The 23746-nt window shown below is 43.2% G+C and carries 25 protein-coding genes; 24 read left to right on the forward strand and 1 reads right to left on the reverse strand.

Annotated elements, in window-relative coordinates; translation table 11 throughout:
- Positions 1–137: 137 nt before the first annotated feature.
- Entirely contained in the window at positions 138–791 is a 654-nt protein-coding gene (locus AWH49_RS02900) for a hypothetical protein (protein ID WP_063964573.1), read from the forward strand.
- Here the strand turns inward: AWH49_RS02900 and AWH49_RS20615 are convergent.
- Positions 751–936, reverse strand: coding sequence for a hypothetical protein (locus AWH49_RS20615; RefSeq protein WP_094777132.1), 186 nt, complete (start codon positions 934–936; stop codon positions 751–753). The two genes, AWH49_RS02900 and AWH49_RS20615, sit on opposite strands and share 41 nt — an antisense overlap.
- A gap of 199 nt (positions 937–1135) precedes the next feature.
- Here AWH49_RS20615 and AWH49_RS02905 point away from each other — a divergent pair, with 199 nt between their 5' ends.
- The 23 genes from AWH49_RS02905 to minD all read left to right on the forward strand — a co-directional run bounded on the left by AWH49_RS02905 (position 1136) and on the right by minD (position 23684).
- Positions 1136–3781, forward strand: a complete 2646-nt coding sequence (locus AWH49_RS02905; RefSeq protein ID WP_063964574.1) for a valine--tRNA ligase — start codon at positions 1136–1138, stop codon at positions 3779–3781.
- A 70-nt stretch (positions 3782–3851) separates the two neighbouring features.
- Positions 3852–5147, forward strand: a complete 1296-nt coding sequence (locus AWH49_RS02910) for a bifunctional folylpolyglutamate synthase/dihydrofolate synthase (protein ID WP_063964575.1) — start codon at positions 3852–3854, stop codon at positions 5145–5147.
- Between the two features lie 225 nt (positions 5148–5372).
- On the forward strand, positions 5373–5786 hold the full coding sequence (locus tag AWH49_RS02915) for a type IV pilus modification PilV family protein (protein WP_051927815.1): 414 nt from the start codon (positions 5373–5375) through the stop codon (positions 5784–5786).
- Positions 5787–5800: 14 nt separating this feature from the next.
- A complete protein-coding gene (locus tag AWH49_RS02920) occupies positions 5801–6250 on the forward strand; it encodes a PilW family protein (protein WP_063964576.1) in 450 nt (149 codons plus the stop codon).
- A 9-nt stretch (positions 6251–6259) separates the two neighbouring features.
- A complete protein-coding gene (locus AWH49_RS02925) occupies positions 6260–7510 on the forward strand; it encodes a DUF7305 domain-containing protein (RefSeq protein ID WP_063964577.1) in 1251 nt (416 codons plus the stop codon).
- A 189-nt stretch (positions 7511–7699) separates the two neighbouring features.
- Entirely contained in the window at positions 7700–8287 is a 588-nt protein-coding gene (locus AWH49_RS02930) for a hypothetical protein (RefSeq protein WP_063964578.1), read from the forward strand.
- Between the two features lie 29 nt (positions 8288–8316).
- The gene (locus AWH49_RS02935) at positions 8317–9681 is read left to right on the forward strand and encodes a G5 domain-containing protein (protein WP_063964579.1); all 1365 of its coding nucleotides are present in this window, start codon (positions 8317–8319) and stop codon (positions 9679–9681) included.
- A gap of 20 nt (positions 9682–9701) precedes the next feature.
- A complete protein-coding gene (locus AWH49_RS02940) occupies positions 9702–11360 on the forward strand; it encodes a GspE/PulE family protein (RefSeq protein WP_063964580.1) in 1659 nt (552 codons plus the stop codon).
- A gap of 5 nt (positions 11361–11365) precedes the next feature.
- Complete coding sequence (locus tag AWH49_RS02945) at positions 11366–12415, forward strand: type IV pilus twitching motility protein PilT (RefSeq protein ID WP_063964581.1); 1050 nt, start codon at positions 11366–11368, stop codon at positions 12413–12415.
- The gene (locus AWH49_RS02950; protein ID WP_063964582.1) at positions 12408–13616 is read left to right on the forward strand and encodes a type II secretion system F family protein; all 1209 of its coding nucleotides are present in this window, start codon (positions 12408–12410) and stop codon (positions 13614–13616) included. Before AWH49_RS02945 ends, AWH49_RS02950 begins: the two co-directional genes overlap by 8 nt.
- Positions 13617–13755: 139 nt before the next feature.
- On the forward strand, positions 13756–14199 hold the full coding sequence (locus AWH49_RS20935; protein ID WP_063964583.1) for a type II secretion system protein: 444 nt from the start codon (positions 13756–13758) through the stop codon (positions 14197–14199).
- Positions 14199–14942 carry a prepilin peptidase gene (locus AWH49_RS02960; protein ID WP_063964584.1) on the forward strand — a complete coding sequence of 248 codons (744 nt, stop codon included), beginning with the start codon at positions 14199–14201 and terminating at the stop codon, positions 14940–14942. The genes AWH49_RS20935 and AWH49_RS02960 overlap by 1 nt, the downstream gene beginning before the upstream one ends.
- A gap of 16 nt (positions 14943–14958) precedes the next feature.
- Entirely contained in the window at positions 14959–15915 is a 957-nt protein-coding gene (gene pilM / locus AWH49_RS02965) for a type IV pilus biogenesis protein PilM (RefSeq protein ID WP_063964585.1), read from the forward strand.
- Between the two features lie 6 nt (positions 15916–15921).
- Positions 15922–16533 (forward strand): hypothetical protein, encoded by a 612-nt coding sequence (locus AWH49_RS02970; protein WP_063964586.1) that lies wholly within the window; start codon positions 15922–15924, stop codon positions 16531–16533.
- Complete coding sequence (locus tag AWH49_RS02975) at positions 16534–17313, forward strand: hypothetical protein (RefSeq protein ID WP_063964587.1); 780 nt, start codon at positions 16534–16536, stop codon at positions 17311–17313.
- A 192-nt stretch (positions 17314–17505) separates the two neighbouring features.
- A complete protein-coding gene (locus AWH49_RS02980) occupies positions 17506–18072 on the forward strand; it encodes an SPOR domain-containing protein (RefSeq protein ID WP_063964588.1) in 567 nt (188 codons plus the stop codon).
- A 97-nt stretch (positions 18073–18169) separates the two neighbouring features.
- Positions 18170–18751, forward strand: coding sequence for a Maf family protein (locus AWH49_RS02985; RefSeq protein WP_018394065.1), 582 nt, complete (start codon positions 18170–18172; stop codon positions 18749–18751).
- Positions 18752–18772: 21 nt separating this feature from the next.
- Positions 18773–19480: a RadC family protein gene (gene radC, locus AWH49_RS02990; protein ID WP_034286232.1), complete on the forward strand. Its 708-nt coding sequence runs from the start codon at positions 18773–18775 to the stop codon at positions 19478–19480.
- Positions 19481–19614: 134 nt separating this feature from the next.
- Positions 19615–20625, forward strand: coding sequence for a rod shape-determining protein (locus AWH49_RS02995; protein WP_018394063.1), 1011 nt, complete (start codon positions 19615–19617; stop codon positions 20623–20625).
- Positions 20626–20728: 103 nt separating this feature from the next.
- Positions 20729–21622 (forward strand): rod shape-determining protein MreC, encoded by an 894-nt coding sequence (gene mreC, locus AWH49_RS03000; RefSeq protein WP_063964589.1) that lies wholly within the window; start codon positions 20729–20731, stop codon positions 21620–21622.
- The gene (gene mreD, locus AWH49_RS03005) at positions 21619–22131 is read left to right on the forward strand and encodes a rod shape-determining protein MreD (RefSeq protein WP_034286229.1); all 513 of its coding nucleotides are present in this window, start codon (positions 21619–21621) and stop codon (positions 22129–22131) included. The genes mreC and mreD overlap by 4 nt, the downstream gene beginning before the upstream one ends.
- Positions 22132–22198: 67 nt before the next feature.
- The gene (minC, locus tag AWH49_RS03010) at positions 22199–22876 is read left to right on the forward strand and encodes a septum site-determining protein MinC (protein WP_018394060.1); all 678 of its coding nucleotides are present in this window, start codon (positions 22199–22201) and stop codon (positions 22874–22876) included.
- Between the two features lies 1 nt (position 22877).
- Positions 22878–23684 carry a septum site-determining protein MinD gene (gene minD, locus AWH49_RS03015; protein WP_018394059.1) on the forward strand — a complete coding sequence of 269 codons (807 nt, stop codon included), beginning with the start codon at positions 22878–22880 and terminating at the stop codon, positions 23682–23684.
- Positions 23685–23746 lie beyond the last annotated feature (62 nt).

The raw sequence follows: 23746 nt of genomic DNA on the forward strand, positions 1-23746 counted from the left end.
AAAAAAGTTTCTAATGTAATGAAAGAATCGTTCTGAACAATCGTGTGAGGCCATCTTGGACAAACCCCATTTAATCGGAATGATACCACAGCTCCACTCATAAAATAAGCAGCAGGATAAAAAAGGAGCTGATTTTGGTGGATGAATTATTTTTCGTATCCATTGAAGAAGGTGTCGTGTTCCCTGATGGAGAAAGTGTGGAAGAACTGCTGTCGATTTCGCTTGACCCGCAACTGACAATGGACTCAAAAGACGAAGGCACGGTACTTACTGGTACAATTGAGGTGACAGGTGAATACTGCATTGTGACGGAAGAAGAAGAGAACATCCGGCAATTTTTCCGGCACATACCAGTTCATGCGTTTATCCCGCCAGACCGCCGGATAGCGGATGACACGGATATTCAAATTCACTCATTTGATTATGATGTACAAAAGCCCGACCGTTTAGTGCTTGCAGCTGAGCTCGCCGTTGTGGTTTCTCTTAAGGAAGAAGAGACGGTGTTTGAATTTGACTCAAATTCAAATGAAGAGCACGAAGATAGTGTAGAAGAAGCATCTGTCGAAGAGCACGTTGAAATTGTAGAAGAAGCATCTGTCGAAGAGCACGAAGATAGTGTAGAAGAAGCAGCGTCTGTACAAGTTCAAAAAGGACATACAGAAGAGCCATCTATATTTAGCTGGCTCGAAGAACGCTCTGAACATCAGGCCGAATGGCGATTTTCAATTGAGCCGTCGGGTGATGTTGCTCTTATATCCACTCAAGATGAAGCGCCGCCGCAAGAAGAATGAGAAGGGCTAGCAAAATGACGTCCATCGTGGTCGGGAAAATTAACGTACGAATTCCTTGAAAGCAGCAAAACGGAATAATGATCCCGCATGCGATGCGACGACATCGTCGGAGCCAGGGGGGCCATCGATCATAATGGCGCATCATATTATACACCTGCCTTTTTTCATATTGTATGTAAAAAAGGGGGAAAACGTGTGTGCAAGCATTGACGGGCTTCGTCTATTTCGGATAAGATAATGGTATCAAAAAGAAAAGTGTGGACCTGGAAAAGGTGGTACCGCGAACAATCCTCTTCGTCCTTTTCAAGACGAGAGGTTTTTTTTCGTTAAGGAGGAAAAAATGAATGTTACAACAAAATGAAACAACGATGCCGACAAAATACGATCCAAAGACAATCGAAAAAGGACGTTATGACTGGTGGACGGCTGGCCAATTTTTCGAAGCGAAAAGTGATGAAACAAAAGAGCCGTATACAATCGTTATTCCGCCGCCAAACGTAACAGGGAAACTGCACCTTGGCCATGCGTGGGATACGACGCTGCAAGATATTTTAACGCGCATGAAGCGAATGCAAGGCTACGATGTACTCTGGCTGCCGGGCATGGACCACGCAGGTATTGCAACCCAGGCGAAAGTCGAACAAAAGTTGAAAGAAGAAGGAACGACACGTTATGATCTCGGCCGCGAGAAATTTTTAGAAGAATCGTGGAAGTGGAAAGAAGAATATGCGGCTCACATTCGCGAGCAGTGGGCGAAACTAGGCCTTGGTCTTGATTACAGCCGCGAGCGCTTTACACTCGATGAAGGCTTGTCAAAAGCGGTTCGTGAAGTATTTGTAAAGCTATATGAAAAAGGATTGATTTACCGGGGCGAATATATTATTAACTGGGACCCGTCAACAAAAACGGCGCTGTCTGATATTGAAGTCATTTATAAAGACGTACAAGGTGCCTTTTATCATATGAAATATCCGCTTGAAGATGGTTCAGGTCACATTGAAGTCGCGACGACGCGTCCGGAAACGATGCTCGGTGACACAGCGGTTGCCGTTCATCCAGAAGATGACCGTTACAAGCATTTAATCGGCAAACATGTCGTGCTGCCAATTACAGGGCGTATTATTCCAATTGTTGGGGATGATTACGTTGATATGGAATTTGGAAGTGGCGCCGTAAAAATTACGCCAGCGCATGATCCGAATGACTTTGAAATCGGTAACCGTCACAATTTGCCGCGCATTCTTGTCATGAATGAAGATGGCACAATGAATGCGGAAGCGGGCAAATATAATGGCCTTGATCGTTTTGATTGCCGGAAACAAATTGTGAAAGACTTGCAGGAGGAAGGCATTCTATTCAAAATTGAAGATCATCTTCATTCAGTCGGTCATTCCGAGCGAAGTGGAGCGGTCGTTGAGCCGTATTTATCGACACAATGGTTTGTGAAAATGGCGCCGCTCGCTGGTGCTGCTGTTGATTTGCAAAAAACAGAAGAAAAAGTGAATTTCGTGCCGGATCGTTTTGAGAAAACGTATTTGCACTGGATGGATAACATTCGTGATTGGTGTATTTCTCGTCAATTATGGTGGGGCCACCGTATTCCGGCCTGGTATCATAAAGAAACAGGCGAAGTGTATGTCGGGCATGAGGAACCAGCTGACGCGGAAAATTGGGAACAAGATAACGACGTACTGGATACGTGGTTCTCATCTGCACTATGGCCATTTTCAACGATGGGCTGGCCGGATACAGAAGCGGTTGATTTCAAACGCCATTACCCGACTGCCGCACTCGTAACAGGCTATGATATTATTTTCTTCTGGGTATCACGCATGATTTTCCAGGGACTTGAGTTTACAGGTAAACGTCCGTTTAATGATGTACTAATTCATGGTCTCGTCCGTGATGCAGAAGGCCGTAAAATGTCGAAATCGCTAGGCAATGGTGTTGATCCGATGGAAGTCATCGATCAATATGGCGCCGATTCACTTCGTTATTTCCTTGCGACAGGCAGCTCGCCAGGCCAGGATTTACGTTACACAACGGAAAAGGTAGAAGCGACTTGGAACTTTGCCAATAAAATTTGGAATGCCTCCCGATTTGCTTTGATGAATATGAACGGCATGACATATGACCAGATTGATTTATCTGGCAAAAAATCCGTGGCAGACGAGTGGATTTTAACCCGTTTAAACGAAACGATCGACAACGTGACACATTTGTCTGAGAAATATGAATTTGGTGAAGTCGGTCGTACACTTTATAACTTCATATGGGATGATTTCTGTGACTGGTACATTGAAATGGCGAAATTGCCATTGTACGGAGAAGATGAGCAAGCGAAGCAAATGACGCGTTCCGTTCTTGCATACGTGCTTGATCATACGATGCGTTTATTGCATCCATTTATGCCATTCATTACAGAAGAAATTTGGCAAAACTTGCCACATGAAGGCGAAACGATCGTTGAAGCGAAATGGCCTGTAGCCGATCATTCTTTAACAAATAAAGAAGCGGCTACGGACATGAAACTACTTGTTGATATCATTCGTGCCGTGCGTAACATCCGTGCGGAAGTAAACACACCGATGAGCAAAAAAGTGCCGCTCGTCATTAAAGCGAAAGACGAGTCTGTTTTGTCTACATTGACAGAAAATCGCTATTACATCGAGCGCTTCTGTAATCCGGAAGAGCTTGTCATTGAACTCAATCCAGAAACACCGGAGAAGTCGATGACCGCTGTTGTCACAGGAGCCGAATTATTTATGCCGCTTGCTGGACTTCTCAATTTAGACGAAGAAATTGCTCGTCTTGAAAAAGAAAAAGCAAAATGGCAGTCAGAAGTAGACCGCGTGTTGAAAAAACTGGCAAATGAGCGGTTTATGTCAAAAGCGCCTCAAAAAGTGGTAGAGGAAGAACGTGCAAAAGAATTAGATTACCGCACGAAACTTGCCGCTGTTGAAACACGCATTGAAGATTTAAAGAATTAAGAAGCAGAAAAAGACGGATCGGCTCATGCGGGCGGATTCGTCTTTTTCGTACATAGAGGGAGAAATTTGAATGGACACATATGAAGAAGCATTATCATGGATACATGGAAGGCTCCGCACAGGGATCAAACCAGGGCTGTCACGGATGGAATGGATAATGGAGCGCCTCGGTCATCCAGAACGGAGACTGAAAGCTGTTCATATTGGCGGCACGAATGGGAAAGGCTCGACAACAGCCATGCTTCGGTCTATTTTAAGTGAAGCCGGGTATGAAGTCGGGACGTTCACATCGCCTTACATTGAGCAGTTTAACGAGCGAATCAGTATAAATGGTACACCGATATCTGATCATGAGATTACATTATTAGCTCAAAAAATCCGTATATTAGCTGATGAAATGGAAGACATGTCGTTCGGCGGACCGAGTGAATTTGAAATCATTACCGCAATGACTTTTTACTATTTTGCCTACGTGCGGCCTGTTGATATTGTATTATTTGAAGTCGGTCTCGGCGGCCGTTTGGATTCCACCAATATCGTACACCCGATCCTTTCCATTATTACGACAATCGGTATGGATCACATTCAATTTCTAGGCGATACACTGGCCGAGATTGCCTTTGAAAAAGCGGGTATTATTAAAAATGGCGTGCCGATCATCACAGCGGTTGAGCAGCCGGAAGCACTTGACGTCATTGAACGAGTTGCAAAAGAGAAAAAAGCTGCTCTTTACTTGAACGGGCGTGAATTCAGCGGAACATGGCTCTCATCAACGGAACATGGTGAACAATTCGGGTTCCAATCCTCATTTAGCATACATGGACAGCTTGAAACGGGTTTAGCGGGGCTGCATCAAGTTAACAATGCTGCACTAGCCATAATGGCCGTCGACTATTTGCGCGCCTTTTATTCGTTTTTCATTGAAGAGGAACATGTCGAAAAAGGGCTGAAAAATATACATTGGCCGGGCCGATTTGAAACACTTTATGAAAAACCGCTTATTATTGCGGACGGCGCGCATAACGAAGAAGGGATAAACGCGCTCGTTCAAACGATTCATCAGCGATTTTCTGATCGAAATATCACTATTTTATTTGCGGCAATGAAAGACAAGCCGCTTGATAAAATGATCCAGCAATTAAAAGGTGTCGCAGATCAATTGTATTTCGCACCGTTTGATTTTCCGCGTGCGGCACAGAAAGAAGATTATGAACCGTATACAGATGAAAAATCGAGCATTGTACAAGACTATCACCAACAGATTCGACTATTTCAAAAACTTGCAAAAGAAACAGATGTTTTCATCATAACAGGCTCTCTTTATTTCATTTCTACTGTGAAAAATACAGCGTTTTTTTCTATATAATGAACAATATGTGTTGAAAGTGAAATTTTTTGTAAATTGGAGGAAAGTCCTACTTTAAAGTTTGTCTTTAAAATAGGACTTTCTTTTACGTTATCTGTATCCGCGTCACATATTCATCCTTTCTTTAATATGCTAAAATTAAAGAAATAATGACTATTAACCTAGTAAATTTTCGGGAATAGAGAAGGATAGATGAAAGCGTGAAAGACAGGCGAGGTGAGAAATGTGAATAAAAGAATGAAAAAAAATATGTCGAACGATGGAATGACATTAATTGAAATCCTGCTCTCGATCGTCATTTTAACCATTGTGGTCCTTTCTTTCTCAACGATGTTTATTCAATCCGCTCGAACAAATCAACAGACAGAATCAAGGATGGATGCGACGTATGTAGCGCAGACGTGTATAGAAGAAGTGATTCATAAATCAATTGAAAATAGCACGATATGTCCTGTAACGAAAGCAGTGACACCTGTTCAGGGATACGATCAAACGTACCAAGGAACGGTTGACGTCTTTTACGTTAATATTAATATAGCAAATCAGAGTGGAAAAGCGATTGTGAAAGTATTCAGAAGTGAAGAAGAAGCAGATCAAAACCAGAACCCGCAGGCGCAAATGGAAACCATTATAAGATAGAGGAGGACGGGGAAATGCAACAATGGCTGAAAAATGAGCGCGGCGTGACGTTGATCGAAGTCATTGTTGCTTTTGCACTCCTGACTATGATTCTTTTGTTAATAAGTAATGTTCACTTGTCTGGACAGCGGCAGTTTACAGATCAGACGAATCAAATCGATGGACAAGCTAACGTCCGGCTGGCGTTTAAATGGATGACGTCCGATGTTCGGAAGCAGGGGAATGTTCATGATGTAAATGAAGTTCAATCATCGCTGAAGATTGGCACAATTACTTACACATTTAGCAAAGCAGATAAGACGATTCGACGGGACGATGCAGTAATAGCTGAAAACATCGAATCGTTCACACCAGAATATGATGAAGCCCAAGAGAAATTGACATTGACGATTAAAAGTGCAGAAACGCCCCATCAAAAAGACTTGTCAAAAGAATTTAAAACGGTCATTTACATAAGAAAGTAGGTGTTGCCGATGAAGTCTTCTATTTCTATTCGAAAAGCGATTCAAAACGAGCGCGGCATGGCATTAATTATTGTACTACTTGTGCTGACTGTTTTATCTGTGCTCGGTATGGCGCTTTTAGGGCTATCGTTGAACAACATGAAGGCAAATCAAACTGAACAAAAATACGAAGCAGCATATTACATCGCAGAAGCGGGAGCGGTTGATGCCTATACGAAAATTCAAAAAATTGCTGAAGATCTTCACAGTGATCATTTTTACAGGGAAGAGCCGAATCAAGCATTATTTTACAGTGATTTGGAACAGCAGATTGTAAGCAGAAGTTCAGATCCGAACCGTTATCCATCGCCGGTTTTTGAAGATGCGTATGGCGAAACACCGAGTGCTGAAATAACGGTGCAAGGCAGCATTGGAAACTACACGATCACATCTACAGGAAGGATTGGAAATCAAAAACGGAAAGTTATACAGGCGTTTAGCGTAAATTGGAGTTCTGGAGAAGGAGGTTCAGGAACGCCGGAATCACCTAAGTATTCAAAGGAAACAGCTTTAATCATTAAGTCGACGCTTGATATAAATGGGAGTGTGACGATTAAAGGAGACGTGTGGACAGACGATCCGGGAGCGCTAAGTAACAGTAAATATATTAATGGAAGTATTTATAGTTTGTCAGAAACAAATCAATCGATACCGAAATTCCCTGTCTTTCCACAGAAGCCTTCTTTAGAAGAGACAGGCGATTACAAAGTCAATAAAAATAAAGAATTAATACTTTCAAAAAATGTATCATTTTTTAACCTTTTTCAGGTTAGCGACAGTATATTAACAATTAATACAGGAGAATCAGATAAGGAAATTCTTATAAATAATTTAAATTTAGGTAAAGATGGACAGATCCATATTAAGGGGACCGGGAAATTAACCATATATGTTAGTGGTGAATTCACAATGGATAACAAAAGTACAATAAACGACAACACGAAACAACCGGAGAAGCTCAAAATCTATTGGAAAGGAGCAGGTACACTAAGCTTACAAAATAATCATCAAGAAATTTACGGATTGCTGTACGTGGAAAACGGGACCATTGATCTTAATGGAGGTTTGATTAAAGGAACAATCGTTGCCAACAAATTCATTGCAAGAGGGAATGCGACAGTTGAGCATGGAACCGAGCTGCCTTTTACAAATGGCAATAGAACTCCGCTTCCTCCACCAAATGGAATCGTCAGCCCTAGTTCGATCCGCGAAGCTGAATGAAAGCAGGTAATCTTTATTGAATACCTGTTTTCATTATTTTTTTTGCAAAACTTGATAAAATTCGACATATCCACTTATTCCATTCTTTTAAATTACACGATTGTACTATACAATATTTTTTGACCAGAACTTTCTTTAAATTGTATATATAGCAAGTAGATTGACTACTTTTGATCGTGGGGGTTGTAAATGATACATATAATCATGTCCGTTATTGCGTTTTTTCTCGTATTGCCTCTATTAATCTATTTGCCGATCGGATTGACGATGAAAGGAAAATTGGTCATTGCCCTTCAATGTTTAGCGGTCGCCATAGGAGCGATCGTGCTTTTTCCATATGTGCCGATTTGGCAGACGGGGCTTCTTGTTTTTCTTGTACTATTTTTTGCCGGCTATTTCACGGTGAAATATGGCGCTATAAACTGGGCGATTGACAGCGGCACTGTTTGGGAAGAAGAACACGAAAGGGAATTTGCTTTCATAGAGCCGCTTCGTGAAGAGATGAAACAACCGTATGAAATGCCAGTGATGGATGAGATGGAAGAAGTTATTGAACCGAATGAACCGGCTGTACCGGCTTCTGAGTCTGTTAAAGAGGAAGAAGATGACTATCTCGAGTCGTTGTTTTATGGTGAGCAGGATGGTGAATCCGAGATGGATGCACCGTCTATCCCAAATGAAGAATCACATTATTTGGAAGAATTATTCAACGAAGTGGATGATGATGAAGACACGGATATTCCGCTGCTTCACTTTGATGATAAGGGAAAATTGTAAAGCGTCATGGCAGATTGGAGCACCCGCACATGAAGAAAAAAGAGACAGTAAAAATCGCCGCTATGTTTATGATGCTGACGTTGTACTTTATCGGGTTTTCGTATTACGGAACAGCTGTGTACGAGAAATTTTTTCAATCAAACGAGCGTTTTGATGAGGGAACGATGATAGGATCTGAATCGTTTGATCATGTGACAAAAGTGGAAGCGATGCGCACATTAACAGAAAAAGTAACAGCGTGGCAGCTTGATAGGGTGTTAACGTTTCAATACGTTGAAAAATCAGCGAATATAAGCACAAACTTAATCGAGTTTCAAATCGAAAAATCGATTGAAAAAGCCGTTACAGGACAAAAAAGTAAATTGTACACAACTGTTTCGGCAGAGCGTCTCCAGGCAGAACTCGATGAACAATTTCCATTGCTTCGTGACACAACGTTTGATATCGAAACGCTCACGTCAGATATTGCGGATATCGGTGATTATTTGAAACCGGAAGAGACGATAATTGATCTTACTTTATATATGAATGAAGAAGCGAAGCAGTCGATTGCGGCAGAAGCATTAACAGGAACCGTTAGTGAACCGCTGGCGGCATTTATTAAAACGAATTCGTCGATCCCGGTTAAAAGCGGGGATGTCGTATCGTTTAATAAATGGCTGTCGTCTACACAATATGGGGAGTTAGATAATGAAAGCATCAATATCCTTTCATCTGCTTTATATCGACTCGTCATGCAGACGAATTTCGTGCTGCTGGAGAAAAATCAAAGCATAGCTTTGCCGGATGATCTCGAGCTCGGGTATGAAGCGAAAGTGGATCAGGCGAACGATCAAGATTTTATTTTCTTGAACGAAAACAATACGAGTTATACCGTCGAGTGGAAAGTCCTGGACGGTAAGCTATATGGTGTGTTAAAAGGAATGCCGTTTTATTATACGTACATGCCTGTGCTTAAAAATAAAGCGGAGTTACCGACAAAAACGATTTTGCAATTTGACCCTAGTATGCCATACGGCACGACGCGCGTTGAACGGTTCGGTGAAAGCGGCGTGATGATTGACGTGTATCGACAGACGAGAGAAGGGACTTTGAAGCTAAAAGAAGAAAAAGTGGCGGAAGATTTTTACCTGCCTGTTCATCAATTTGAGTGGCATAGTACGCAAGATCCACCGCCAGAGTCTGAACCAAAACCAGTTGAACCGAATGTAGATAGCGAAATGATTACGAATCAGGAAACAGATCCAAATGCAAACACGGAAACAGACATAAATACAAATAAAGAAACAGACGTAAATAAGGAAACAAGTACAAACGCAGGAACAGATTCAACGACAGAAAAAGAAGCTGAAAAAAATACAATTGAAGAAAAAAGAGTGCTACAGAGACAATAACAAACTAAGGGTGATGGGCAATGAGAACGCAGCGAAAACGACTCGGAGACATAATCGTTGAAACGGGACTCATAACAGAAGCGCAGCTCAAATCGGTGCTGTCGGAAAAAACGTCCGATCAAAAACTGGGGGATGCTTTGCTGCAGCGTGGCTACATTACCGAGCAGCAGCTTATTGAAGTGCTTGAATTTCAGCTTGGCATCCCGCATGTCAGTCTGTATCAGTATCCGGTTGATACGAAAATATTGATGCTCATTCCGAAAGAATTGGCGAAGAAAAACTTAATTATTCCACTTAAAAAAGAAGAAAACCGATTGTTTGTGGCGATGGCAGACCCGATGGATTATTACACAATAGAAGACTTGAGGCTCTCAACTGGTTTTCAAATCGTATCGGCCATTGCATCGAAAGACGATATTATTCGGGCGATCAACAAGTATTATGATATCGATGATTCGTTTGAAGAAATGATACAGGCAGATATTGAAGAAGCGGCGATTGAACAAGAAAACAGGGACGATGATTCACCAATCGTCCGTCTTGTCAATCAAATTTTTTCTCATGCGATGGCGGAAAAAGCGAGTGACATTCATATCGATCCTCATGAAACGAAAGTGATGGTTCGTCTTCGTGTGGATGGGATGCTGCACGTTGAACGGCAGCTGCCAAAGCATATGCAAAGTATGCTCATTGCACGCATTAAAATTTTAGCGAATCTTGATATTACGGAGCATCGTATTCCGCAAGATGGACGGATTAAAACAAACATTGAATTTCGTCCGGTTGATTTGCGCGTATCTACATTGCCGACTGTGTACGGAGAAAAAATCGCTATGCGGATTTTAGATTTAAGCAGCTCATTAAACGATTTGAATCGGCTCGGGTTTAATAAAGTCAATTTGCAGCGTGTTGAAAAAATGCTCGAACGGCCGAACGGAATTGTACTTATCACCGGTCCGACCGGTTCTGGTAAATCATCGACCCTTTATGCCGGACTGAACAAGCTGAACAAAGAAGAAGTCAATATTATTACGATTGAAGACCCGGTTGAATATCAACTAGAAGGTGTCAATCAAATTCAAGTCAATCCAAATGTCGGTTTAACATTCGCTGCGGGCCTTCGTTCCATTTTGCGGCAAGATCCGAACATCATTATGGTCGGAGAAATACGGGATAAAGAAACGGCTGAAGTCGCCATTCGGGCTTCATTGACCGGGCATCTTGTGTTAAGTACTCTTCATACGAATGATTCGATTTCAAGTATTACGCGTCTCATTGATATGGGGGTCGACTCGTTTTTAGTTGCGTCATCGGTAAGCGGCATCGTGGCCCAGCGTCTCGTGCGGAAAGTGTGCCGTGACTGTGGCCGCGAAGAAGAAGCGACAAAACGGGAGATTGATATTTTCGGCAAGCGTGGATTAAAGATCGAAAAAATCAAGAGAGGCCGCGGCTGTGCTTCTTGCAACATGACCGGCTACAAAGGCCGGATCGCGATTCATGAAGTGCTCACGGTAACAGAAGAAATGAAACGATTGATTTTAAATGAAGAACCGCTTTCAAAATTAAAAGAAGCAGCGCAAAAGCAAAAAACGATTTTTCTGCTCGACGACGGCTTGCTGAAAGTACGGCAAGGAGTTACGACGACAGAAGAAATATTGCGCGCTGTTTTAATGGAGTAGACAGGATGAGAGAAAAACTTGAATTTTTATTGCGTTCAGCATACGAATTGCAGGCATCGGACATTCATTTGACGGTCGGGACAGCACCGGTTTTCCGCATTCACGGCGATTTGAAACGGTACGGAAAAGAAGTGCTTACACCGGACGACACGGAACAAATGGCCAAATCTATTATTACGGAATCATTATGGGCGTCGTTTCAAGAGCAGGGAGAAATTGATCTTTCATTCGGTATACCGAAAGTGTCGCGGTTCCGGGTAAATGCGTTTCATCAGCGGAATTGTGTGTCGATTGCGATTCGTGTCATTCCGACGAAAATTCCGTCACTCGAAGACTTGCATATGCCGCTTGTGCTAAAAAAAATCGTCAGTCGGCCGAATGGACTTGTCCTCGTCACCGGTCCGACCGGGAGCGGGAAATCAACGACGCTTGCCAGCATGATTGATTATGTAAATAAAGAAACGAAAAAGCATATTATTACACTCGAAGATCCGATTGAGTATTTGCATAAGCATGGGAAAAGCATCATTGATCAGCGGGAAGTCGGGTACGATACGAAAAGTTTCGCTAACGGGCTGCGTGCGTCGCTGCGGCAAGACCCGGATATTATTCTCGTCGGAGAAATGCGTGACTTAGAAACGATTCAAACGGCGATCACCGCGGCTGAAACGGGTCATCTTGTGCTGGCAACGCTGCATACATCGAGTGCACCGGCGACGATTGAACGGATTATTGACGTATTTCCAGCCGAACAGCAGCCGCAAATTCGGACGCAGCTGGCTACTGTATTGGGTGCAATCGTCTCACAGCGTCTATTCCCAACGCCTGATTTGCGAGGCAGACGGGCGGCTGTTGAAGTGCTGCTAAATAACCCAGCCGTTTCCAACTTAATCCGGTCTGAAAAAGTACATCAAATTGTCAATGTTATGCAGACGTCTAAAGCATCCGGTATGCAGGTGATGGCCGACCATGTGCACGATTTAGTCGAACAAGAAGCCCTCTCCCGCGACGCGGTTCTCCCTTATTTAAGAGAAAGAGCAAAAGAGAATGGCTAAATTTCACTATAAAGGCCGGGACCGGAGAGGAACGAGAAAAGGGACGATTACAGCTGAAACGAAAAAAGAAGCACTGGCTAAACTGCAAAAAAAAGGGATTCGTGTCACCGACATTCAGCAGCAAGCAGAAACGCTTTTAAATCGTGATCTTGTAATCGGACGACAAGTGAAACTGGAGCATATGGTCATTTTCCTCCGCCAGTTTTCGGCGCTGTTAGCAGCGGGTGTGACGGTCATTGATGCGACGGCGATTTTGTCACAGCAAACAGAAAGCAAAGTGCTGAAAAAAACGCTTGGTAAAATGGAAATCGAAATACGCGAAGGCAGGCCGCTTTCCGACGCCGCTGCCCATCAGCGTAAAATATTCGAACCGCTGTTTATTAATATGCTGCGGGCCGGCGAAGCGACAGGGAATCTCGACGAAACGTTTCATGATATGGCTGAGTATTACGAGCGGCAACACCGGACACGTCAAAAAGTCATTTCGGCTCTTGCCTATCCTGCAGCTGTCGGTATCATTGCCATCGCTGTCGTCATCTTTTTACTCGTCTCGGTCGTGCCGACATTTGTTCAGATGTTCGCCGATTTTGGCGGCGAGCTGCCGGCGATTACGCAGTTCGTTATTTCATCGAGTGAATGGATGCAGCGCTATTGGTATGTTGTGATCGGTTTGATTGCACTGATCGGCTTTTTCATCTGGGGTGTCCAGCAGCGGAAAGAAACAAAATTTTATTACGATTATGCGATGTTAAAAATGCCGATTATCGGAAATCTCATGCAAAAAGCAGTACTTGCCCGGATGACACGAACACTTAGTTCATTATTTTCGAACTCGGTGCCCATTATCCGGGCGATGGAAATGGTCGGTGAAGTCGTTGAGAATGAAGTAATTGAGCGTGTCATAAAAGAATCACGCGATGCACTCGAACGAGGAGAATCATTAACCGGGCCGATGAAAAAACATTGGGCTTTTCCGCCGCTCGTTCATCATATGATTTCAATCGGTGAAGAAACAGGCTCACTCGATTCCATGCTATCAAAAGTGGCCGATTTTTACGAACGTGAAGTGGAAGCGACGACCGACCGGCTGAAATCATTAATTGAGCCGTTTATGATCGTTCTGCTAGCGGGGATTGTCGGTACGATCGTAACGTCGATCCTTATACCGATGTTTGAGATTTTTAATACAGTACAGTCATAAAAGCCAGAAAAAATTAGTACTTAATTTATTAAACATTTATTGAATATAGATAATAAACGGAGTAAGATGAAGGTGAAAAGTAAGATATTCATAGTTTGGAAGAATTGAACAAAATAATAGATATTCAGGAGGAGAAAACATGTTAGTAGCGATGAAACGAAACATGAAAAATGAAAAAGGCTTAACATTGATTGAATTGCTCGCTGTCGTCGTCATTCTCGGTATTATTGCAGCTATTGCCATCCCGTCTATTGGTGGACTTATTGATAACTCGAAAAAAGATGCACACATTGCCAATGCGACGCAAATGATTAACTCAGCGAAAACATATGTCGCGGGGAATGCAAACTCTACTCTAGATGCAAATCTAACATTGGAAGATATGATTGCCGGCGGCTATATTGATGAAATGGAAGACCCAGATGGTGGGGTATATGTTCCGAAAAATTCCGAAGTAGTAATTGCTAAAAGTGGGAATTCATACACGTATACTGTAACGCTTGTTGGGACTGAACGTAGTATTAAAGATAAAGAAATAGATGAATTAGACAGAGCTGCAGTCGAAGAAAATGCTACACCGTAATGATCTCTATATTAATCTTCCTCTATGGTCTCATCTTCGGCTCATTTTATAACGTCGTTGGTCTCCGGGTTCCGGTCGGGAAGTCCATTGTGAAACCGCGCAGCGCTTGTTCGCTGTGCGGTCATCAATTGACCGCCCTGGATCTGATTCCGGTCGTTTCATACATATTCCTTAAGGGACAGTGCCGCAAATGCGGGGCTCACATATCCCCCATTTATCCTTTAACAGAGCTGCTGACGGCGCTGTTATTTTTGTATGCGTATCTTTATTTTGGGTTAACAATGGAATTTCTACTAGTTATTCTCTTCATTTCGATGCTGATCATTATCGTCGTCTCCGATCTTGCTTACATGCTGATCCCTGATAAAATATTGCTGTTCTTTTTTAGTTTGTTTCTCATCGTTCGAATTATTCACCCGCTCACGCCGTGGTGGGATTCGCTCCTCGGTGCTGCGGCAGGCTTTTTCCTTCTTTTGATCATTGCTATCGTCTCAAAAGGCGGGATGGGCGGCGGTGATATTAAAATGTTCGGTGTTCTCGGGTTTATGATGGGGACGAAACTTGTGTTGCTGACGTTTTTTTTATCGTGTGTATTTGGCGCTGTAATCGGGCTTGTCCTCCTGATTTTTGGTATAGTAAAAAGAGGGAAACCGATGCCGTTTGGACCCTATATTGCGATGGCCGCGATCACCGCTTATTTTCACGGCGGCGAGCTGATTCACTGGTATCTCCAGTTTTTTTAATAAAGGAGAAATTTAAATGGCGTTTCGATTATTTTCCAAAAAAGATAAAATGATTAATCTTGTGTTTACCGATTATGTGATCCGCTACGTAGAAATAAAGCAAACGTATCCGCTCATTATTGAAAGGTGCGGTGAGCGATTCATTCCGGACGGACTCATTCGAAGGGGTGAAATTGTCGATTTTGATGCGTTGCTGACCGTTTTGGAAAACTGTGTCGACGAGTGGAAAATAAAACATCGTACTGCTCGCTTTATCGTACCCGATCATTTCGTCGCGATGCGGGAAGAAAAAGTCGATGCTGATTTGCAAGATGATGAAATTAAAAATTACATTTTCATGCAAATCGGGTCTACCATTCATTTGCCGTTTGAAGAGCCGGTATTTGACGTTTCTATGATCGGAGAACATGACGGAAAAAAAGGCGTGTTATTAATTGCGGCGCCGGAAGAAAAAGTACGTGACTATATGAATGTAATTGAAGAAGCGAAATTAAAACCCGTTGCAGCGGATATTGGGCCGCTTAGCTTGTACCGCCTTTATCACCAAGAAGACATTACGAATGTGAAGTCACACGAGCTTATGATTCATTTAACGGAAAACGTAATGATGCTGTCGATCTTTCATGAAAATCGGCCGAAGTTTATGAAGCCGGTCTTTATCGAAAAAAATGAAGACATGGTAGAAGTGTTAGGAACAGAAAGGGATGAAGCAGATGAACTAAGGGATGTACTGAATGAGCTGGAAAAAGTGATCAACTTTTATGAAAATTCGCTTCATAAGGGGCAAATTCACATTGATAAAATCTTTTTTAATGGCGATCATCCGCAGTCTGATTTCGTTCATCATCATTTTGAGACGAGACTCGGACTTCGCGTTTATGGCAATGACGCTGTCGAAGCTATAACAAAAGATGGGAGTGCGCTGCCTCCTTCATTTTACGAAGCGGCTGGACTTGGATTGAAAGAGGGATGATGGACAATGTTAATTGAGATTAATTTGCTGCCTCAAAAAGAGAAAAAAAGACTGTCATTGTTCGTTATCCTTCTTTTCATTGCGCTGCTTCTGATGGCGTCAGCCAGCGCATTTTTTGTCATTTATACGAAAAATAAAGAGCTCGACAATGTGGAGCGGCAGCTGTCTAATGCCGTACAGCTGCGGGAAACACTTGAAATGAATGCGGCGAGTAACAGAGGGGCAACCGCAAGCAGCGCCGAAATGCTAAAAGAGGCGATTACTTGGGCAGACCGTATGAAAGTACCTGTATCGCCGATAGTAGCGCATTTAATTGAGCGGCTTCCAGAACGCGGCTTTTTTCAAGCTCTTTCCTATACGAGTGAGGAGTCGCTGATCGTCACGATTCAATTTGATACGAGTCGTGACGCGGCTTATTATTTAAGTGAACTGAAATCATCCAAATGGGTCGATTCAGCGAAGATTTTAACATTGAATACGTCCGTTGAGGAAGGCGAAGAAGATGCACAGGCCATTTTGGACGACGCGAATGCACTGCCTCGTTACGTAGTTGAATATGAAATCGTTTTTAATACGGAAGTGGTCAATGACACACTGGCGCAGGGGGCGAACAAATAAATGAGTAGAACACGTCTTTATGCAATTCTCATTTCGATTGTTGTCATTGCCCTTTATGCATACGTGTATTTTGCCATGTATCGACCGGTCGTCTTCAATATTAAGACGACTAATCAGCAGCTGCAGTCTGAAGAAGAATTGATCGCCGTACTTGAGCAGCAGGCCACAGGGACGGCGGTGAGCGGGCCGTCTGTTGCGACAGGCACGCTGCAACATAAAGTACCTGTCAAACCGATGAGTGATAGACTTTTACTTGATTTTGAAAAAGCGGAATTGCTGTCAAGAAGCTTGATTACAGCGATTGTGTTTACTGAAGGGGAAGAGGAAACACTCCCTACAACGCCAGAAAAAGACATTACTCAATTAGAAAAAAGGGGGACAGCGGTCGATCAAGTGGAAGAATCAACTGATGAAAATGTGACAGATGCAACGGAAGAGGAGATAGAGCCTGCTGAACAGCCGCTCCCTGAAGAAGTGCTTCCTGTAGGCATCCGCAAAATCCGTGCGCAAATAACCGTCGAATCGCCGGACTATGCAGAAATGGACACGTTTATTGACACGCTTGAAAATCAAATGCGCATGTTAAAAGTGGAGCAGCTTACATTTACAGGACCGGAAGAAGCACAAAAATTAGCTGGTGAAGTAGAACCGATTACGTACAACATAACAGTTGCGGCGTACTACATGCCAGAATTGCTTGATTTGTTGCAAGATTCACCGGAAATCGATACACCGGATCCAGCCAATAAAAAAGACCCGTTTGTTACCGTTGAAGAGTGAAAATAAGTGTGTGCTGACGTGTACCCCGGAATGCTGAGTAATAAAAAGAACAGAACGCCTGCCGTTCTGTTCTTTTTATGGTGAAAAACCGTATATATAATAAAGTGAAACTTCATTTATCCCCCACTCCGCCTTCTTTTCGATGTCTTGAAGTGGGGATCTTACTGCGGGATAAACATGGGAGGGATGAAGATGGACGAGCTGGACTGGACACGGCCAAACAGTGATGTTCTCGTCTGGCAAATGCCAGGAGAAGAAGGGCCCGCTGTCTCGAAAAAAAAGAAATCCATCATTCGGCCGGCTGCTGGAGCGACAATCGTCTTATCCGCGCTGATTACCGGTACACTATTTGGCGTGACGATGATTCGTGCCGTGAATGTGGAAGAGATAAAACCGCCGGCAGCAGTTGTGAGCGAGGTACCTGTACAGGAAACGAAACGAGTGGATGTGACGGTTTCAGTCATTCAAGGGGGCCTTTTTTCGACGAAAGAAGCGGCGAAAAAAGGTGTTGAAAACGCAAAAGCAAAGAAAATTACGGCAAACTATGTTTCATCAGAGGGGCAATATATGGTCCTTTACGGTGTGTTTTCGTCACCGGATGAAGCAAAAAGTGCTGCCGGGCTGTTAGAAGAACAAGGAACGGCTGTTTATGTGAAAGACGTGACCGCTTCGATGACAGAAGCCGCTGCAAAAACGATGACAGAAGAAACCGATCCGCAAAAAAAAATAAATCAATTAAAAGAAGCCATGTCACGATAACCTGCCCTCTTTTGGCAGGTTTTTATTGTTGGATTTACGTACATTTGATATGATGGATTCGTATTCTCCCAATCCTTTAACAGAAAGGTGATCCTCTTTGACAAACATCGTTCTTGCTTCATCGTCGCCCCGTAGAAAAGAATTGCTTACTCAAGTTTTCATTCCATACACTGTTCATGCTGCTGATACAGACGAAACGATTTTAGAAGGAACCACGCCGTCGGCTGCGGTTGAACAACTCGCTCTCCGTAAAGCGGAAGCCGTTTTTGCGCTCTATCCGGATGCAGCTGTGATCGGTGCAGATACAGTCGTTGTCCATAACGGACGTATTCTCGGCAAACCGGCAGATGCAGCGGAAGCCCGTGCGATGATTGCCGCGCTGTCTGGTACCATTCATTCTGTCTATACAGGCGTCGCGATCGTGACGCAAAATGAAAAAATCATATTTCATGAAAAAACAGATGTTGAATTTTGGGAACTATCAGAGGAAGAAATAGCTGGCTACATCCAGACGGGCGAACCGTTTGATAAAGCGGGTGGCTACGGCATTCAATCAGCTGGTGCGCTGTTCGTTAAAGCGATTCAAGGCGACTATTTTACCGTTGTCGGCCTCCCGTTATCCTCTTTGTATCGCCATCTAAAACGTCTCGGAATCGTAACAGGCACCTTTTCTTCTTAAATGAGAAAGGAGAACGAACGAATGACAAATGATCAACAGTTGCCAGCGAAGCCTATAATGATTAGAGACGTACCACCCCATGACCGTCCGCGTGAGCGAATGATCGCGAACGGGCCGCAAAGTTTATCCACCCACGAACTCCTTGCTATCCTACTCAGGACAGGAACGAAAGAAGAGTCGGTCCTGCAGTTATCCAACCGCATATTAAACGAATTTGAAGGGCTACGTCTATTAAAAGATGCTTCTCTTGAAGAAATAACCTCTATCCACGGAATCGGCAGCGCAAAGGCCATTCAATTGATGGCCGCTGTCGAAATCGGCCGCCGAATCGGGCGATTGAAATATGAAGATCGGTTTATGATCCGTTCTCCTGAAGATGCAGCGAATTATATGATGGAAGAAATGCGTTTTCTTAGTCAAGAACATTTCGTATGTCTATACTTAAATACGAAAAACCAGGTCATGCATAAGCAAACATTGTTTATTGGCAGCTTAAATGCCAGTATTGTGCATCCGCGCGAAGTGTTCAAGGAAGCATTTAGGCGTTCCGCTGCATCAATCGTGTGTTTGCATAATCACCCGAGTGGTGATCCTGCACCTAGCCGGGAAGATATTGATGTTACGAAGCGTCTCGTAGAGTGCGGTAAAATACTAGGGATTGACGTACTTGACCATCTCATTATAGGAGAGAAAAAATATGTGAGCTTGAAAGAAAAAGGTTATTTATAACGCTATGCTTTTTTTTTTTGTTCCGCTATAATATAAGTTATGGTTTTTGAGACGCTTTTCATACAATTTAACAACCATCAATAGAGAAACAATTACGATAAAAAGGATCTGCTGAGGAAAGGGAGATACACTACATGTTTGGAATTGGGAGCCGTGATTTAGGCATCGACCTAGGGACTGCAAATACACTTGTTTATGCGAAAGGAAAAGGAGTCATCGTTCGTGAACCATCCGTTGTCGCATTGCAGACAGATACGAAGCAAATTGTCGCTGTTGGGAATGACGCGCGAAATATGATCGGAAGAACGCCAGGTAATATTATTGCCACACGTCCGATGAAAGACGGCGTTATTGCTGATTACGAAACGACTGCTACGATGATTAAGTACTACATTAAACAGGCAACAAAAGGCACATCGGGTTTTCTTTCAAGCAAGCCATATGTTATGGTGTGTGTGCCATCAGGGATTACAGCGGTTGAAAGACGTGCGGTTATCGATGCGACACGTCAGGCCGGTGCGCGTGATGCGTATCCGATTGAAGAGCCATTCGCTGCAGCAATCGGTGCGAATTTACCTGTATGGGAACCGACAGGCAGTATGGTTGTTGACATTGGCGGCGGGACAACAGAAGTAGCGATTATTTCACTTGGCGGCATCGTGACAAGTGAATCACTTCGAATTGCAGGCGATGAGATGGATGATGCGATCGTGGCATACATTCGCAAGCAATATAACTTGTTAATCGGTGATCGTACATCGGAAATGATCAAGATGGAAATCGGCTCAGCTGGTGATACGGATGATATTCCGAATCTGGAAATTCGCGGCCGTGATTTATTGACAGGATTGCCGAAAACAATTGAAATTACGGCGAAGGAAATTGCGGATGCATTGAAAGATACCGTATATGCGATTGTCGATACGGTGAAAAGCACGCTTGAAAAAACACCGCCTGAACTGGCAGCAGACATTATGGACCGCGGCATCGTGTTAACAGGCGGCGGTGCACTTCTTCGTAACATGGATAAAGTGATCAGTAAAGAAACGAATATGCCAGTGATTATCGCAGAAAACCCGCTTGACTGTGTAGCCATTGGGACAGGTCTTGCGCTAGATCATATTCATTTATTTAAAAACAAATAATTTATGACGATGAGGCCGGTTCTCCGCGCGTTCTAACCGGTTTTTTCTGGTGCGCTGAACCTGCCTCACCGTTTTGAATGCTTAGAAAACTGAGGTGGAATTCATGCCGCAATTTTTAACAAACAAGCGCTTGATCATTTTGCTCGGCAGCATCATTATTCTTGTGGCATTGATCGGCTTTTCCATTCGCGACCGCGAGAATATTACATGGCCTGAAAAGTTTGTAAAAGATGTGACCGGCTTTGGACAGAACATTATATCGAAACCAGTTAGTGCAATAGAAGAGTTTTTTGACAATGTCGGGCGTTTGCGGAATACATACGAAGAAAATGAAAAACTGCGAACGCACTTAGATAAGTTAGCTCAGTTGGAAAGCGATGTTACCCGCTTAGAAAAAGATAACGTGGAACTGCGGAAGTTACTTGAAAAAGAGGATAGTTTAGCAGATTACGAGCCGGTGCAGGCAACCGTTATTGCCCGCAATCCTGATCGCTGGTATGACCTGATTACGATCGATCAAGGTGAATCAAATGGCATTGAACCGGATATGGCTGTTATGACAGCAAGCGGCCTCATTGGAAAAGTAAAAAATACGTCTAAATTCACATCAACCGTGCAGCTGCTATCGTCAAATGACGCGCAAAATCGTGTCTCGGCTTTGATTCAATCGGATAAATCGAATTATGGGTTGATTGAAGGGTATGACGATGAGAAAAGAATGCTCAAAATGACAAAAATTCCATCTGATGCAAAAGTGGAAAAAGGACAGTTTGTGACAACGTCAGGTCTCGGCGGCGTGTTTCCGAAAGGGCTTGTCATTGGAAAAGTAATGGAACTTGTTCCGGATGAATTTGGCTTAACACAAACGGCACTTGTAGAACCTGCCGCAAGCTTCTATGATCTTGAGCATGTCATGGTGTCCAAACGTACGATGACGAAAGTGCTTCCGGAAGAAGATAACCGTCAGCAAGTATTAATAGAGGAGGAAGGGCTGTGAAAAAAGGACTTCTTCCTCTTTTGATGATTGCACTTTTTTACAGTGACAGTGTCTTTATGCTCTTTTTTCCGGAAAATGTATTTGATGGTGCATACGTACCAGCACCGCATTTCTTTATTATCGGGCTTTTATTTATGTCGGTCTTCTATGATCGGAATACGGCGATTAAATATGGCTTCTTATTCGGCTTTTTATTTGATCTGTTTTATACAGAGCTGCTCGGTGCCTATTTGTTTTTCTTGCCGTTAATTGTCTATATTACGTCAAAACTAACAAAATGGCTGCAAAGCACATTCGTCATTTTTTTCATTATTATCTTATTTGATATTGCGTTGTTTGAAATGATTGTGTATGGATTGAATCTGCTTGTTCAGCGGACAGAAGTATCATTTGAACCATTTGTTTCTATGCGTCTCTACCCAACACTTGCATTAAACGCACTCTATTATATTCTGTTCGCCATTCCGCTCCGAAATGCCTTTCAAAAATTTAAAAACAAATTCGGCTAACTCGTTAAAAAAAGGAACTTGGCATCGTGTTGTCGAATAATGAGACGTACAGAGGTGGAAACTAGCTATGAAAACGGGACAAAACGTAGTCATTAAAGGCACGAAAGACGGCCTCACTCTTCAATTAAATGATAAATGTGCGTATAATGAATTAATAGAAGAATTAGTAGAAAAACTGGATACCGTTACAAATGATGGGCAGGATGCGCTTATTACCGTAACGGTGCAGACTGGTAATCGTTACGTAACAGAAGAAGACAAAGAAGTATTAAAAAATGTCATTCGAAAGCGTCAGCACCTCGTAGTTGAGGACATTAAATCAAATGTGATAACGCTTGATGAAGCGGTGCGCTGGAAAGAAGAAGAAGAGATTGTCTCTTATGCGGGCCGGATACGTTCGGGACAAGTTCTTGAAGTGCCGGGTAATCTATTATTAGTCGGGGATGTAAACCCGGGCGGCACGATCAAGGCTGGGGGAAGTATTTATGTGATGGGCGCATTAAAAGGCGTCGCGCATGCCGGATGCTATGGAAACGACAGGGCTGTTATTGCAGCAGCGAAAATGATGCCGACGCAACTTCGCATCAGTAATCATTTGACAAGATCTCCTGACCGTTATGACGAAGAAGAAATAACAGAATCTGAATGCGCTTTTATTAATGAAGCGGATCAACTTGTCATTGACCGGCTGCAAGTGCTAAAATATTTGCGGCCTGATATATCGACGTTTAAAGGGGGCTTTTGAAGTGGGTGAAGCAATCGTCATTACTTCTGGAAAAGGTGGTGTCGGCAAAACAACAACGACAGCCAATCTAGGAACAGCGCTCGCGCTGCAAGAAAAGAAAGTGTGTCTCATAGATACAGATATTGGTCTTCGGAATCTCGATGTGGTCATGGGGCTTGAAAACCGAATTATTTATGACCTTGTCGATGTTGTCGAAGGGCGCTGCAAAACACATCAGGCACTTGTCAAAGATAAGCGTTTTAACGATCTTCTTTACTTGCTCCCAGCCGCACAGACGACGGACAAGTCAGCCGTAACACCGGAGCAGATGAAAAAGTTAATAGAAGAATTAAAGCAAGATTATGATTACATATTAATCGACTGTCCGGCCGGCATTGAACAAGGCTATAAAAACGCCGTAGCTGGTGCAGATCATGCGATCGTTGTGACGACGCCTGAAAAGTCCGCTGTACGTGATGCAGATCGCGTCATTGGCCTTCTCGAAAAAGAAGAAGGCATGGCACCGCCGAAACTCGTCGTCAATCGGATTCGCAGTCACATGGTGAGAGAGGGAGACATGCTCGATGTCGATGAGGTAGCATCACATTTGTCGATTGAATTAATCGGTATAGTTGCAGATGACGATGAAGTGATTAAATCATCCCATAACGGAGAGCCAGTTGCTCATAATCCGAATAACCAGGCATCCATTGCATACCGCAATATTGCCCGGCGCATTTTAGGTGAATCTGTGCCGCTCCAGCAGCCGGATCAACAGCAAGAAACCATTTTCACGAAATTTAAACGATTTATTGGCATAAGCCGATAATAGAGGAAACCGCTTATTAAAGCGGTTTTTTTCGTATTTTCTCCTGCTTTTGCATACACTTA

It is taken from the genome of Domibacillus aminovorans (assembly GCF_001643235.1).
Classification (GTDB): Bacteria; Bacillota; Bacilli; order Bacillales; family Domibacillaceae; genus Domibacillus; species Domibacillus aminovorans.

Excerpts from the sequence above, each read along its gene's own strand:
- mreC (WP_063964589.1), top strand. The coding sequence starts at position 20,729 with ATGCCGCAATTTTTAACAAACAAGCGCTTGATCATTTTGCTCGGCAGC.
- pilM (WP_063964585.1), top strand. The coding sequence starts at position 14,959 with ATGGCGTTTCGATTATTTTCCAAAAAAGATAAAATGATTAATCTTGTG.
- AWH49_RS20615 (WP_094777132.1), bottom strand. The coding sequence starts at position 936 with ATGATGCGCCATTATGATCGATGGCCCCCCTGGCTCCGACGATGTCGT.
- radC (WP_034286232.1), top strand. The coding sequence starts at position 18,773 with ATGACAAATGATCAACAGTTGCCAGCGAAGCCTATAATGATTAGAGAC.
- AWH49_RS02905 (WP_063964574.1), top strand. The coding sequence starts at position 1,136 with ATGTTACAACAAAATGAAACAACGATGCCGACAAAATACGATCCAAAG.
- AWH49_RS02940 (WP_063964580.1), top strand. The coding sequence starts at position 9,702 with ATGAGAACGCAGCGAAAACGACTCGGAGACATAATCGTTGAAACGGGA.
- AWH49_RS02925 (WP_063964577.1), top strand. The coding sequence starts at position 6,260 with ATGAAGTCTTCTATTTCTATTCGAAAAGCGATTCAAAACGAGCGCGGC.
- AWH49_RS02935 (WP_063964579.1), top strand. The coding sequence starts at position 8,317 with ATGAAGAAAAAAGAGACAGTAAAAATCGCCGCTATGTTTATGATGCTG.
- AWH49_RS02950 (WP_063964582.1), top strand. The coding sequence starts at position 12,408 with ATGGCTAAATTTCACTATAAAGGCCGGGACCGGAGAGGAACGAGAAAA.
- AWH49_RS02910 (WP_063964575.1), top strand. The coding sequence starts at position 3,852 with ATGGACACATATGAAGAAGCATTATCATGGATACATGGAAGGCTCCGC.
- AWH49_RS02980 (WP_063964588.1), top strand. The coding sequence starts at position 17,506 with ATGGACGAGCTGGACTGGACACGGCCAAACAGTGATGTTCTCGTCTGG.
- AWH49_RS02920 (WP_063964576.1), top strand. The coding sequence starts at position 5,801 with ATGCAACAATGGCTGAAAAATGAGCGCGGCGTGACGTTGATCGAAGTC.
- AWH49_RS02930 (WP_063964578.1), top strand. The coding sequence starts at position 7,700 with ATGATACATATAATCATGTCCGTTATTGCGTTTTTTCTCGTATTGCCT.
- AWH49_RS02995 (WP_018394063.1), top strand. The coding sequence starts at position 19,615 with ATGTTTGGAATTGGGAGCCGTGATTTAGGCATCGACCTAGGGACTGCA.
- minC (WP_018394060.1), top strand. The coding sequence starts at position 22,199 with ATGAAAACGGGACAAAACGTAGTCATTAAAGGCACGAAAGACGGCCTC.
- AWH49_RS02945 (WP_063964581.1), top strand. The coding sequence starts at position 11,366 with ATGAGAGAAAAACTTGAATTTTTATTGCGTTCAGCATACGAATTGCAG.
- AWH49_RS02960 (WP_063964584.1), top strand. The coding sequence starts at position 14,199 with ATGATCTCTATATTAATCTTCCTCTATGGTCTCATCTTCGGCTCATTT.
- AWH49_RS02970 (WP_063964586.1), top strand. The coding sequence starts at position 15,922 with ATGTTAATTGAGATTAATTTGCTGCCTCAAAAAGAGAAAAAAAGACTG.
- AWH49_RS20935 (WP_063964583.1), top strand. The coding sequence starts at position 13,756 with ATGTTAGTAGCGATGAAACGAAACATGAAAAATGAAAAAGGCTTAACA.
- AWH49_RS02975 (WP_063964587.1), top strand. The coding sequence starts at position 16,534 with ATGAGTAGAACACGTCTTTATGCAATTCTCATTTCGATTGTTGTCATT.